Genomic DNA, 14,124 nt, shown 5'->3' with positions numbered 1-14,124 from the left:
TTGGTTCTCCGGAGCTAATGAGACGCCATGACACGGGCGAGCGCGACGGGGCCATATTAGCGCTTTTGCTAACATCCGCGAGGCGGCGCTTAAGCATGTTAAGCCGATAGAAATTGCCGCCGGCTATCCTCCGCATGCTCAGGGCGTTGCAATTCTGCGTGCGCCCGGATGCCGGTCGCCCCGAAAGGCTGAGGACACAAAAAAAGGCCCGCACCCCGGATGGGATGCGGGCCCCCTTATTGGGCATGGCTACGGCGTCAGAGACCGATCTGGAGCGTCGCGCGGAAGGCGACGGCCGCGTGGCCGAACTGTTCCTCTGCGCTGAATTCGCCGCCGACGCGGAAGCCGGCATTGCCGCCGCTGAGGCGCAGCGCGCCGATCCAGCCGCTTTCGCGTTCTTCGGGGGTGAGCGTGAAGCTGTTGCCGCCTTCGAAGCGCGCGGTGGTGACACCCAGGCCGCCGCCGATCAGCTGGCGACGCCCGCCTTCGATTTCGGCGCGTAGCCAGCCATCTTCGGGGCTGCGCTTCATCAGATCATAGCCAAGCGCCAGCGTGCCCGATGCGGCGAGCTCGTCGCTCGTGCGCTTGTCGACGATCAGGTTGAAGCCAGCACCGCCATCGCGCTCGGTATAGCCCTTTTCGCTCAGGCGATAATAATCGATCGAGGCGCCGGGACGCAGGCTGAGGCGGCCCATCTGGATGAGATAGGAAAGCCCGCCCGATGCCGAATAGAGCGTGCCCTTGCGATCCGCGCGCGCGGTGCGGCTGACAATGCCGGCGGCGTTCGTGCCGTTGAAGAAGCGGCTGCTTTCCAGATCGACATAGGCGGCCGATGCGCGTGCCCAGGTGTTGAGCCCGCCCCAGTTGCCCCGCCAATAGGCGGCGGTTTCAAGCTGGTTGGCGATCACCTCGTTCTGGGTTTTGCCGTCACCGTCCTTGCCGTTGAGATAGGCGAGCGAGAGGCCGAAATTGCCGACGCCGGTGATGATTTCGGCGCCACCCGACATGCCCCAGCCGCTGATGTCGTAGGAGGCGGTGTCGCCCAGCCCCTTGCTGGTGCCCCATGCCACCTGCTGCAGCCAGAAGCCCCAGCCATCTTGCGTCTTGAACGGTGCGCGCGGATCGGCGAGCACGCGGGCCACCGCGCGCGAACCTTGGGTCACGCTTTCGAAGACGCCGCCGGCATGATCGGGAAGCATCTGGCGCAGCGAGCCGCGGAAGCTGTCGCCATCGCGGAAGCCCAGGAAAACGTCGCCCATCGGCTGATCCGCGCTGATCGCGGCGTAGATCGCTTCATAGGCCGAGGCTTCCGAGCGGTTGAGCCCGAGCTGGGTGGCGTTCTTGCGCTGGACGTCGAGCGTCACCGTGCCGGCAACCTCATCGGCGGTGAGCGCGCTGCTGAACAGGAAGGGCAGGTTGACGTCGTTGCTCGTCAGGCCGGTGCTGCCCGTGAGCGTACCGGCGCGGACGATTTCATAGCTGCCCTCGGCATTGGCGATGCTGGCGAGCGAGACGTTGATCTTTGCGCCATCGGAGAAATCGGCGGCACCGGCCACGTCGAACCGCGTTGCGGTGTTCGCCGCGCCGTCGATCGTGACGCCGAGGCTGCCGGCCGCGCCGACCGAAAGCGAGGCGAGGGAGACCGGTGCTGCGTTGGTGACGTTGAGCGATCCACCGCCCACCGTGACCGCAAGGCCGGCGCTGCCCAGCAGTTCGCCGGTGAAGCTGGACGTGCCCGCGAGCTCAAGCTGATCGGCGCCGCCGCCGAAATCGACCTTGCCGTTATGCGCGGCGGTGCCCGAAAGCGTCATCGCGTCATTGCCGGCGCCGAAGGTGACGTTGCCGGTGTTGGTGGCGTCGCCGGACAGCTGGAGCCGGTTGGCACCCGCGCCGAACACCGTGTTGCCGCGCACCGTGCCGTCCTGAATGTCGAGAACATCATCGCCCGAGCCGAGCAGGATGTTGCCGACGATCTGGGGGCTGCCGCTGGTGACGACTGTCTGGCGGATGGTGGCGCCGCTGGTGTTTGCCGAAAGATCGATCGCAATGCCCTTGTCGGTGCCGGCGGCCGCGCCGCTGATGCCGATCGCGCCGCTATTCTCAATCAAGGAAACGCTGCCCGACTTGTCGACGATGGCATAGGCGGTGCCGTCGGCGCCGGTGCGTCCTGCCGCGATCGTGCCGCTGTTGCGGATCGTGCTGACATCGGCGCCGGCATCGATGGCGATGGCGGAAACCTGCGACGTCGCGGCTTCGCCGCCCGATGCTTCGACCTTGCCGCTGATCGTGATGGTATCGACGCTGGCGGCATCGCCAATGCGGATGGCGGTTGCGTCACCGCCCGATGAAACCGCGGCAATGGTGCCCGAGACGGTCATGCCGCCAACGATGTCGACTGCGCCCCCCTGGCCGCCGATCACCAGCGCGTTGGCGTCGACGCCCTTGTAGACGCCCGATGCGCCGACGGTGCCCTTGATGACGAGGCCATGCCCCGATGCACTGCCTGCGACCGCGCCGATCGTGATGTCGTCGGTTGCCGAGCCGATCTGGATCGCCGGGGCCGCGCCATAGCTCTGGACCGAGGCGTTGCCTTCGTTGGCATCCTTGATGCCGTCATCATCCTCGTCGTCGTCGTTCGCGTCGTTATCGGCCGGTGCAACGTCGAGCAGGATCCCGCCTGCGACATTGCCCGAAATGCTGAGCGCGGCGCCGCCCTGAAGCAGATCGTCCGCATCGAGCTTGGAAACGTCGCTGGGCGCGGTGGTCGAGCGATAGCCGGTCGATGCGATCGTGCCCTGAACCACCAGCTTGCCGCCGATATCGCCGTCCAGCGCAACGCCCACTGCATTGGCGCCCTTGGCGGTGACGCTGCCGCTCAGCGAAACATCGCCCGAAACATCGCCCGCGCGGATGCCGACGCTGTTGTCGCCGATGACGGAAACGGTGCCGGTGTTCGAGAGCGAACCATTGAGCGCGCTGTCGACCGCGATGCCCGCGCTGTTATTGCCTTCGACCACGATCGCGCCGCTGTTGGCGATGTTGCCGGTGAAAGTGCCGCCCGGGGCCACGCGGATCGCGAAGCGGCGCTCGCCCTGCGCGAAGGTGCCGTCCTCGTCGCCGTCCTTGTCGCTGTCGGCGGGGGTGTAGCTTTCGTCGATCGTGATCTTGCCGCTGTTGGTGATGTTTCCGGACAGATTGGGATTGGCGAGGATGCCGACGGCGTCGTTCGCGTCGGTGACCTGGATGGTGCCCTCGTTGGTGACGCTGTTGCTGCTGTCGATCGTGATCGCGGTGCCCGCAGCGGGCTTTACCGTGCCGGCGCTGGAAACGCGCAGATCATCGGCCGCACCGGCATTGGCCGTCGACGTCTGGTACGGCGTCGTCACCGAAGACCCGATAACGGTTTCGGCGTGGGCCATGCCCATCACCGACACAAGGGCAACGGGTGTCAGGCAGGTGGCCGCTAAAAGGCTGCGCATGAATTATCTCATCCTCTGGAAATCAGGAAACGTGGTGGGTTTCGACCAATAAAGGCGCGATTCCCCCAATGGCCGGGAACATCGTGGGGCGAAGATGAACGCAGGATAAATATTACGTGCCGGTTCCGATGTGGGCAGGTGCGTGTGACATAAATGGCACATAAATGGCGATGTCACGCATTCGTCACATTTCAGTAACGCAGCCGTCATTCGCGTCGCACGAGCGCGTCACACGCCATGCCTAGGGACGGCTTCGCAGGGTGGAACGGGGGCGGCGATTCGGCCGGCAGCGTCACCCGCTGATTTCCGAAACCGGATAGCCGGAGCATTTAAGACATGGCCTCGATCAAACGGATTAGCTCGATCTTGCTCGCCGGGTGCGCGCTCAGCACTCTGGCCGCATGTGGTGCAGACGACGTCGCATCGCCCGGCGATGGCAGCATCATCGTTCCGCCGACCAATCCGACGAACCCCACCAACCCGACCAACCCGACCAATCCGACGAACCCGACCCCGGGCACGCCCGATGCCAGCTGCCCGCAGGGCACCACCGATGCGGGCGTCATTTCCAACCGCCGCAACTGCGAACTGAGTGGCGTGATCAGCGCCAGCCTGCAGCTGCCCTATAGCGCGGGCACGCTCTATTCGCTCAAGGGCCGTGTCGATGTCGGCGTGGACATGGGCGGCGACGGCCTTGCCGCTGGCGGCAAGCAGGCAACGCTGACCGTCGATCCGGGCGTTGTCGTCTTCGCCTCGTCGGGTAACGACTTCCTCGTCGTGAACCGTGGTTCGAAGATTAATGCCGAGGGTACTGCGGCCAAGCCGATCATCTTCACCGCGCGCGCCAATGTCGTCGGCACCGCAACCGATGACAGCCAGGGCCTGTGGGGCGGTATCGTCCTGCTCGGCCGCGCGCCGATCAGCGACTGCAACACGGCGGTCGCCGGGGGCAGCGTCGGCTGCCAGCAGCAGATCGAAGGCACCACCAACGCTATGTATGGCGGCGCGACGCCCGCCGACAGCAGCGGCACGCTGCGTTACGTCCAGATCCGTTATTCGGGCTTTGAAATCGCGCCGGGCAACGAGCTTCAGGGACTGACCACCGGGGGCGTCGGTTCGGGCACCAAGCTCGAATATATCCAGGTCCACAACAGCTCGGACGACGGCGTCGAATTTTTCGGTGGCCGCAACAATGTGAAGTATCTGATCGTCACCGGCGCCGATGACGACAGCATCGACACCGACCTTGGCTACAAGGGCTATATGCAGTTCGTGATCGCGGTGCAGCGCGCGGGCGGCAACAGCGGCGATGCGATCATCGAAGCCGATACCAGCGGCAACAACGACGCGCTGCCGCGCCAGAACACCAAGATGGCGAACTTCACCTTCGTCCACCGCCAGACCGCCGCGTCGACCGGTTCGAACGCGGTGCTGATGCGCGGCGGCACCGATTATACGCTGATGAACGGCGTGATCACGACGCCGCGCTTCTGCCTCGACATGGACGATGCGCAGACGACGCAGGCGGCCAATGGCGCGCTGGACGAGCAGGGTCCGCCGGTGTTCCAGTCGGTCGTCATGCAGTGCGGCGGCGGTGCCTTCCGCACCGATGGCAACGAAGCCGATGTGGCGGCGGCGTTCAACGCCGGCACCAACAACAACTCGGCCTTCACGGCATCGCTGGTCAATGTGTTCGTCAACGGCGCCGCCGAAACCGGGGTAACCGCCTTCGACGCATCGACGATCAACGCCTTCTTCACGCGCACCACCTATATCGGCGCCGTCAAGGACGCGAACGACACCTGGTATCGCGGTTGGACCTGTGACTCCGCGACCGCCAATTTCGGCAGCAGCGCGGCCTGCACGGCGCTGCCCACGGCCTGATCAAAAGGCACAGCGGGGACGGCGCCGTGCGCGTCGTCCCCATATTCCTAGTATAAATGTCCGGGGACATTCATGAAAAAGCCGCTCATCCGTGGTAGCATGCTGCTGATCACGACCGCGTTGGTGGCGCCTGCCGCCATCGCCCAGACCAGCCCTGAAACGGGTGAGGCAAAGCCGGTTACCCTGGCAATGGCCACCGTCGATGCCGCGCCCGCCGCCTCTGCGCCCGATGATGCTGCCGTCGATGAAATCGTCGTCCTCGGCAAGAATATTCCCGAGCCGATCCGCGCGACCGCCGAGGTCGTCTCCGTCCTGTCGGATGCCGATATCCAGCGCACCGGCGAAGGTGATATTGCGGGCGCGCTGGGCCGCGTCACCGGGCTCAGCGTCGTCGGCAACGGCTATGTCTATGTGCGCGGCCTGGGCGATCGTTATTCGCTGGCGCTGCTCAACGGATCGCCGCTCCCGTCGCCCGAACCGCTGAAGCGCGTCGTGCCGCTCGACATCTTTCCCGCCAGTTTGATTGCGAGTGCCGTCGTTCAGAAGAGCTATTCGGCGAAATATCCCGGCGAGTTCGGCGGCGGCGTGATCGACCTCAACACCAAGGCCATCCCCGACGAGCCCTTTTTCAAGATCGGCGTCGGCATTTCGGGGGACAGCGAGACGACGGGCAAGCTCGGCTACACCTATTATGGCAGCGATACCGACTGGCTGGGGTATGACGATGGTGCGCGCAGCGTTTCGGGCCCGCTCAAGGCCGCGCTCAACAGCGGCAAGCTGATCACCGAGGGCGCGGACTTCACCGCCCGCGACATGCAGGACATCACCGCCAGCCTGACCAACGCGCCGACCGCGCTGCTCCAGCGCAACAACGATATCCCGGCCAATTTTTCCGCCAGCCTCGAAGCAGGCGACCGCTGGGAAGTGGGCGATGGCACGCTGGGCCTGATCGCCAGCGCCTCGTTCGGCAATGAATGGCGCACGCGCGACGCGATCCAGCAGGGTTCGAACGATCCGCTGCTCGAAGGCGCGCCCGCCCGCGATTTCCGTTCGGTCATCACCGACAACCGCATCGTCGCGAACGGCATGCTCGGCGTCGGATATGAATGGGGCGAACACAAGCTGCGCTGGACCAATGTCTATATCCACGACACGATCAAGCAGGGCCGCCTGTCGCGCGGGTTCGATCGCCTCAGCCTTGACGACGACACCCCGATCATCACGCAGAACAGCTATTGGTTCGAACGCCAGCTGTTCGACACCCAGTTGCTCGGCGAGTTCAAGTTCGACGATCTCTCGGTCGATGTCCGTGGCACCTATGCCAATTCGAAGCGCGACGCGCCCTATGAGCGCAGCTTCAGCTATGCCTATGACGCTACGGTCGACGACTTCGTCAACAACCTGACCTCTCCGGGGCAGAGCGCGCGTATCGCGTTCAGCACGCTGAACGAGGATGTCTATGCCGGTGGGATCGATTTCGGCTATGATCTGCCCACCGGGATGCCGATCAAGCTGAGCACGGGCTATGCCTATTCGAAGACCGAGCGTGACGCCGAACGGCGCGAGTTCCGCTTCGTCCCGGCGGGCGGTGCGCTGGGTGCTGTCGCGCAGGAACGCCCGGACTATCTGCTGTCCGATTATAATATCTATACTTACAACATCCAGCTGACCGAAACCTCGGGCCAGTCGGGTGCCGCGGCCTATACTGCCGGGCTGGACGTCCACGCCGGTTACGGCCAGGTCGAAGCCGAGCTGACCCCGCTGGTGCGTGTGGCGGCGGGCGTCCGCTTTGAAGATGCGCAGCAGCAGGTGACCCCGGTTTCGCTGTTCAGCGGCGCGACCAGCGTTCCGGCGACGCGGATCAACAATTCCTACTGGCTGCCGAGCGGCACGATCACCTGGAACTTTGCCGAAGACATGCAGTTGCGCGTCGCGGCGTCCAAGACGATCGCCCGCCCGCAGTTCCGCGAGCTTGCGCTCCAGATCTATCAGGACCCCGAAAGCGACCGCCAATATTTCGGCAACCCCTTCCTGAAGGACAGCACGCTGTTCAACGCCGAGGCGCGGTTCGAATGGTATTTCGGGGAAAATCAGCGGCTGAGCACCGCCGGTTTCTACAAGAAGATCAAGAACCCGATCGAGGCTTATGGCTTCCTTGCCGGCGGCAACACGCTCCAGACCAGCTTCATCAACGTGCCCGAGGCGCAGCTTTACGGCGCCGAGTTGGAGCTTCAGAAGTTCGTCCCGCTGGACAATGTATTCGGCGGCGCATTCTTCGCGGATCGCAAGCTGGTGCTGGTCGGAAACTACACCTACACCCAGTCGAAGATCAAATTCGGCGCGGATGACACGGTGACCGACTCGTTCGGCAACACCATCCTGGCATCGAACTTCTTTGCCGCGAACCGGGCGCGGCCGCTTACCGGCCAGTCCGATCATATCGCCAACATCCAGATCGGGCTCGAAAAGGATGGCGGGCTTTCGCAGCAGACGCTGATGCTGACCTATGCCAGCGACCGCATCACCAATCGCGGCCCCATTCAGGGGCAGGCGGTGCAGCCCGACATCATCGAGCGCCCCGGCATCCGCCTCGATTTCGTGGCGCGCGAAGCGCTGGACATCGCGGGGCGCGAATTCGAGCTGAAGTTTCAGGCGCGCAATCTGACTGGGCAACGCTACCGCGAATTCCAGCAGGCCGGCGATAATCGCATCGATGTGAACCGCTACGACGTCGGCACCTCGCTGTCGCTGGGCATCGAAATGAAGCTCTGAGCCTTTCCAAAACCAGAACTCTGACCACGCGGAGGCCTAGGGTGTTTCCGCGTGGTTTTTCTTGCGTCGCGTTAACGGTGCTGCTTGCCTTGGGGCATGGCGCCCCATAGTCATCGGACGGCAATATGACCGACATCTGCCTGTAACAATGTCGGTCTAGCGCAGCGGTCTCTTGGGGGAGCACAATGCGTCTAAGTCTCGATCATCGTGCCCGAAGCCTGCTTCGGCGCCTGCCGCAACAGAACGGATATCGCCTCGCCGAGGCCGTGCTGCTGTGCGCGCTCGCCGCACAGTGCGCCCGCCTGATCTATATCGCCGTGACGCCGATCGGCCCGGTCGGCGAGTGGCGGCCCGATAGCCGCGCCGCAGCGATCGCCGCCGAGGCGCCCGAACTGTTCCGCAGCTTCGATCCGTTTTTCCGCGTCGCGCCCGATGCCGGTGGCGTGGTCACCTCGCTGCAGCTGACGCTGTTCGGCACGCGCCTAGACGAGGTGTCGGGGCAGGGCTCGGCGATCATCGCGGGGCCGGATGGCCAGCAGAACAGCTACGGCGTCGGCGATGAAATCCTGCCCGGCGTTACGCTGAAGGCGGTCGCGTTCGACAGTGTGACGATCGATCGCGGCGGTGCGGCCGAGCAGATTTTCCTCGACCAGTCGAACGGTGCGGGCACCGGCGAAGCGGGCGAGGGCGCGGCCCCTCCCACTGCCGCCGATATGGCCCCCGGCGGCGGGATCACCGCCGATCAGATCAAGGCCGGGCTTCAGTTCCTGCCACGCCGCGAAGGCGGCCGGATTTCGGGGCTGGTCGTCCGCGCGGCGGGTGATGGTTCGGCGTATCAGGCTGCTGGTTTCCGCGAAGGCGACATCATCGTCGAGATCAACGGAAAGCCGGTGAGCAATGTCGCGGATGTCCAGCGCGTCTTCGCGACGGCGGCGCCCGGTTTCAACATTTCGGTATCCGTCGAGCGCGGCGGCAATGTCCTTCCCATTTCCATTTCGATTGCGAGCTAATGAACAGATTTCTTGTCGGTGCGGCAACGGCCCTTGCCATCGCGTTCGCCCAGCCGTTGGCCGCGCAGCAGACGCTCAATGTGCGTGACGCGGACATCCGCGCCTTCATCCAGGATGCCGCACGGGTAACCGGACGGACCTTCATCATCGACCAGCGGGTGCAGGGCAAGGTTTCGGTCGTGACCGACCGGCCACTCAGCAAATCCGAATATTTCGAGGTTTTCCTCTCCACTCTCCGGGCGAACGGGCTGGTGGCGATCCCTACCGGCGGCGGCAATTTTCGCATCCAGCCCGCGGATTCTGCCGCCGCGCAGCCGGGGCGGGTGGGCACGCGCGGCAGCGCGCAGAACAGCTTCGTGACCGAGGTTTTCCGCCTCCGCTCGATCGAGGCGCCCTCGGCGGTCGAAACGCTCAGGCCGCTGGTGAGCAAGGAGGGATCGGTCACCGCCAATCGCGGTGGCAATTCGATCGTCGTCGCGGACTATGCTGATAATATCCGCCGGATCCGTGCACTGATCGAACGGATCGACCGCGATGGCTCGTCGACCACGGTGATCGCGCTGCGCAATGCCGGCGCGCGCGAAATCGCGACCTCGCTGCAGCAACTGGTGGGCGCTGGCGGCGGGGGTGAAAATGCGCGCGGCCCTGCGGCGATGATCGTGCCGATAGACAGCAGCAATTCCATTGCCTTGCGCGGCGATACTGGCACGGTTTCGAGGCTTGCGGACATTGCCCGCGATCTCGACAAGCGCGCCGCAAGCGGCACCGAAATCCGCGTGATCTGGCTGGAACATGCCGATGCGGGGCATCTGCTCCCGGTGCTCCAGCAACTCGTTGGGCAGCCCGTTACGCAGGCGGCATCAGCCCCGGCCCAGTCGGCCGCTGGCGGGGTGCTTCCTGCGGCTGCATCTGCCGTGGCGACGTCGAATGGCGGCGGCGTTGCGGCGCTTGGCGGCGTGCCGGGGCGGGGGCCTGCGATCGTGACGCGGTTCGAAGGGGCGAACGCCATCGTCATTTCCGCGCCTGCCGACATGCAGCGCCAGCTGGGGGAGGTGGTGCGGCAGCTCGACACGCGGCGCGAGCAGGTGCTCGTCGAGGCGATCATCGTCGAAATGTCCGACATCGCGGCGCGCCAGCTGGGTGTCCAGTTCCTCTTCGGCGGCAAGCCCGGCAGCGGGATGCCCTATGGCATCACCAACTATTCCAACGTCGCGCCGCGCATCGGCGTGATTGCGGGCGCCATCGGCGCGCGCGAACTCGACCGCACCACCACGGTCATCAACGGCGACGTCGTGACGACGAGCGAAGGCTCCGCGATCAGCGACGCGCTCGACAAGGCGGCGGTTGAGGAACTCCTGAACGCCAGCGGCGGCATTGGCGGGATGGCGTTCAACATCGGTTCGAACGCGATCTTCGGTGCGATCATCAATGCGGTGAAATCAGACAATAAATCGAATATTTTGTCGACGCCGTGGATCTATACGCTCGACAATCAGGAAGCGAAGATCCTGGTCGGCCAGGAAATCCCGGTGACGACCGGTGAGGCCTTGTCCAACAATTTCGACAATGCCTTTCGCACGGTGCAGCGCCAGAATGTCGGCATCCAGCTCGAGGTGAAGCCGCAGATCAACGCGGGCGGCGCGATCAAGCTGTTCCTCAGGCAGGAAGTAAGCTCGATCGCCGGGCCGGTCTCGTCCGATTTCAGCGAACTGATCCTCAACAAGCGCGAGATCGAGACGACGATCACGGTCGACGACGGCCAGATCGTCGCGCTGGGCGGTCTGCTTGACGACAATGAACGCCGAACGATCGAGAAGATCCCGTTTCTCGGTGATCTGCCCGGGTTGGGCGCGCTGTTCCGTTCGAAATCGCGTCAGCGCAACAAGACCAATCTCATGGTCTTCATCCGCCCGACGATCGTCCGCGATTCGAGCGATGCCCGCGCGATCGCCGAACAGCGTTATGGCTATGCCCGCCGCGATCAGTTGCTGGCGCGGCCCGACCGCGAACCGACGCTCGACGAACTGGTGCGCGATTATATGAACATGGCGCCGCCGATCCCGGCCGAACAATTGCCGCAACCGGCACCGGCCGGCGTCGACCCGGCGGCATCGGCCGATCCGGTGATCCGCCAGAATAATTCGAGCCAGTCGATCCGTGTCGACGCACGCGAGCAGAGCGGGGGGCGGAAATGAAAATCCGGCGCGGGGCTTCGTCGAACGAGGACGGCAAGCCACCCGAGGCGAGCGCCGTCGAGGCTATCGAGCCGACGGCGCCGAGCCTTTTGCTCCATATCCCCTACGGCTTTGCGCGCAAGTTCGGCATCATCCTCAATGAGGGCGAGGGGGGCCGCTTCGACGTCGCCGTGCGGCAGGGGGCGGATCCCCGCGCGCTGCTTGAAGTGCGGCGCTATGTCGGCCAGCCCTTTGACGTGCGCTTCGTCGATCCCGGTGATTTCGATCGGCTGTTGTCCGAACGCTATGCCATGGACGGCAAGGCGGCGGCGGCCGCCGCGGGTTCGCTGGGGCTGGGCGAGGATCTCGACCTGCTGGCGACCGATCTGCCCACGGCGGACGATCTGCTCGACACCGCCGACGATGCGCCCGCGATCCGGCTGATCAACGGCATCATCGCCGATGCCGCTCGGCAGGGCGTGTCCGACATCCATATCGAGCCCTATGAAACCGGGCTTGTCGTGCGCATGCGCATCGACGGCGTGCTGCGCGAGACGCTGCGCATGCCGGCGCATGTGGCGCCCGTGGTGGTCAGCCGCATCAAGGTGATGGCGCGCCTCGACATCGCCGAACGTCGCGTGCCGCAGGATGGCCGCATCGGGCTGTCGCTGGGCGGCAAGCTGCTCGACGTGCGTGTCTCCACGCTTCCCAGCCGCGCGGGCGAGCGCGTGGTGCTGCGTATCCTCGACAAGGAAAATTCGGGCATCGACCTCGATGTGCTGGGCATGAGCGCGGAAACCCACGCGGTTCTGAAAAGCGCGCTGAGCGAGCCCAACGGCATCATCCTCGTCACCGGGCCGACCGGTTCGGGCAAGACCACGACGCTTTATGCCAGCCTGCGTCTTTTGAACGACGGGACGCGCAATATCCTGACGGTCGAGGACCCGGTGGAATATGCCATCGAAGGCGTCGGTCAGACCCAGGTGAACGCCAAGGTCGGTCTCAGCTTTGCCGCGGGCCTGCGTGCAATCCTGCGGCAGGACCCCGATGTCGTGATGGTCGGCGAAATCCGCGACCGCGAGACCGCCGAGATCGCGGTTCAGGCGTCGCTCACCGGGCACCTCGTGCTTTCGACCGTCCACACCAACGACGCGGTGGGCGCCATCACCCGCATGCGCGACATGAAGATCGAGCCGTTCCTGCTGGCTTCGACGCTGCGCGCGGTGATCGCGCAGCGCCTTGTGCGGCGGCTGTGCGGCGATTGCCGGCGCCCGGTGCAGGCATCGGGCTCGGTCGGCTCGCTGCTTGGTTTCGATCCGGGCACGGTCATCTACGAGCCGGTGGGCTGCGCGAGCTGCAACCATACCGGCTTCAAGGGCCGGATCGGCGTGTTCGAAGCAGTGCGCGTCGACGAGACGATCCGCCGGCTGATCAACGATGGCGGCGACGAGGCGATCATCGCGCGCCATGCCTTCCTGCGCGCGCCCAATCTGGGTGCAGCGGCGCGCAAGCTGGTGCGCGAGGGGCTGACCACGCCCGAAGAGGCCGTGCGGATTTCGCGCCGGGACGCGGTGGATGCCTGATTTCGATTATCGGGTCCTCGATCCGGCGGGCAGAGAGAAACGCGGCAGCATCGCCGCGCCCTCGCTGGACGAGGCCCGGGGCCGGCTTGAAGGACGACGGCTTTATGTCGTGCAGCTGGAACCTGGCAGCGGGCGGGCGGCGCGCGGTGCGGCGCTCCTGTCGTCGCAGCGTGTGGCGCGCCGCCGTCTGGGCAGCAAGGATCTGACGCTCTTTACCCGCCAGCTCGCCACGCTGGCGCAGGTGAGCCCGCTCGAGGAAGCGCTCCGCACGATTTCGCGGCAGACCGAAAAACCGCATGTCGCCCGCATATTGGGTGCGGTCCATGGCGGCGTGGTTGAGGGACGCCGCCTGTCCGAGGCGATGGGGCGCGAACCGAAGAGCTTTCCGCCGCTGTACCGCGCGATGATATCGGCGGGCGAAAGCTCGGGCACCTTGCCCGTCATCCTCGAGCGGCTGTCCGACCTGATGGAACGGCAGGCGCAGGTGCGCGGCAAGGTGATGAGCGCGCTCGCCTATCCGGTGGTGCTTGCGATCGTCGCGATGTTCGTCGTCATCGCGCTGATGATGTTCGTCGTGCCCAAGGTGGTGGAGCAGTTCGATTCGGTCGGGCAGCAGCTTCCCTTGCTCACGCGCCTGGTGATCGGCCTTTCCGAATTTCTGGTGAACTGGTGGTGGGCGCTGCTGCTGGGGCTGGCGCTATTCGGCGTCGGGGCGTGGCGGTTGCTGCAGGATCCGGGCCTGCGGCTGCGTTTCGATCGCGGACTGCTGGGGCTGCCGTTGATCGGGCGGCTGACGCGCGATCTGCACGCGGCGCGCATGGCGCGGACGCTGTCGACGATGGTGGCGAGCCGCCTGCCGCTGCTCGAAGGGCTGATCCTGACGACGCAGACCGTGCACAACCACGCGCTGCGTGCGGCATCGGAAGACATCGTCGAGGCCATTCGCGGCGGCGGTAGCCTTTCGGCGGCGCTGCGCCGCGCCAAGGTTTTTCCGCCGCTGCTCGTCTATCTCGCCGCGAGCGGCGAGGCGGCGGGCAAGCTCGACATCATGCTCGAACGCGCGGCCGATTATCTGGAACGCGAATTCGACGGGTTTACCGCGACTGCGCTGTCGCTGCTCGAACCGGCTATCATCGTCGTGATGGGCGGGCTGGTGGCGCTGATCGTTCTTTCCATCCTTCTTCCCATCCTGCAACTTCAGTCGCTTGCCGGCATTTGAGGA

Annotated in this window: 7 protein-coding genes; 6 read left to right on the top strand and 1 reads right to left on the bottom strand. The window is 65.1% G+C overall.

The window, feature by feature from the left end:
- Positions 1-257: 257 nt before the first annotated feature.
- On the bottom strand, positions 258-3,479 hold the full coding sequence (locus tag QYC26_RS01160) for an autotransporter domain-containing protein (protein ID WP_317513579.1): 3,222 nt from the start codon (positions 3,477-3,479) through the stop codon (positions 258-260).
- 336 nt (positions 3,480-3,815) lie between these two features.
- Here QYC26_RS01160 and QYC26_RS01155 point away from each other — a divergent pair, with 336 nt between their 5' ends.
- The 6 genes from QYC26_RS01155 to gspF all read left to right on the top strand — a co-directional run bounded on the left by QYC26_RS01155 (position 3,816) and on the right by gspF (position 14,121).
- Positions 3,816-5,363 carry a hypothetical protein gene (locus QYC26_RS01155; protein WP_317513578.1) on the top strand — a complete coding sequence of 516 codons (1,548 nt, stop codon included), beginning with the start codon at positions 3,816-3,818 and terminating at the stop codon, positions 5,361-5,363.
- Between the two features lie 72 nt (positions 5,364-5,435).
- Complete coding sequence (locus QYC26_RS01150; protein ID WP_317513577.1) at positions 5,436-8,135, top strand: TonB-dependent receptor domain-containing protein; 2,700 nt, start codon at positions 5,436-5,438, stop codon at positions 8,133-8,135.
- A gap of 185 nt (positions 8,136-8,320) precedes the next feature.
- Positions 8,321-9,145 (top strand): type II secretion system protein N, encoded by an 825-nt coding sequence (locus QYC26_RS01145; protein ID WP_317513576.1) that lies wholly within the window; start codon positions 8,321-8,323, stop codon positions 9,143-9,145.
- Positions 9,145-11,340: a type II secretion system secretin GspD gene (gene gspD, locus QYC26_RS01140; protein WP_317513575.1), complete on the top strand. Its 2,196-nt coding sequence runs from the start codon at positions 9,145-9,147 to the stop codon at positions 11,338-11,340. Before QYC26_RS01145 ends, gspD begins: the two co-directional genes overlap by 1 nt.
- On the top strand, positions 11,337-12,902 hold the full coding sequence (gspE, locus tag QYC26_RS01135) for a type II secretion system ATPase GspE (protein ID WP_317513574.1): 1,566 nt from the start codon (positions 11,337-11,339) through the stop codon (positions 12,900-12,902). The genes gspD and gspE overlap by 4 nt, the downstream gene beginning before the upstream one ends.
- Positions 12,895-14,121: a type II secretion system inner membrane protein GspF gene (gene gspF / locus QYC26_RS01130; protein ID WP_317513573.1), complete on the top strand. Its 1,227-nt coding sequence runs from the start codon at positions 12,895-12,897 to the stop codon at positions 14,119-14,121. Before gspE ends, gspF begins: the two co-directional genes overlap by 8 nt.
- The last annotated feature ends 3 nt before the right edge of the window (positions 14,122-14,124 follow it).

The sequence above is a fragment of the Sphingomonas sp. C3-2 genome, from assembly GCF_033025475.1.
GTDB lineage: Bacteria > Pseudomonadota > Alphaproteobacteria > Sphingomonadales > Sphingomonadaceae > Sphingobium_A.
Note: the sequence above shows the minus strand (reverse complement) of the source record. Positions and strands in the feature narration are given on the sequence as shown.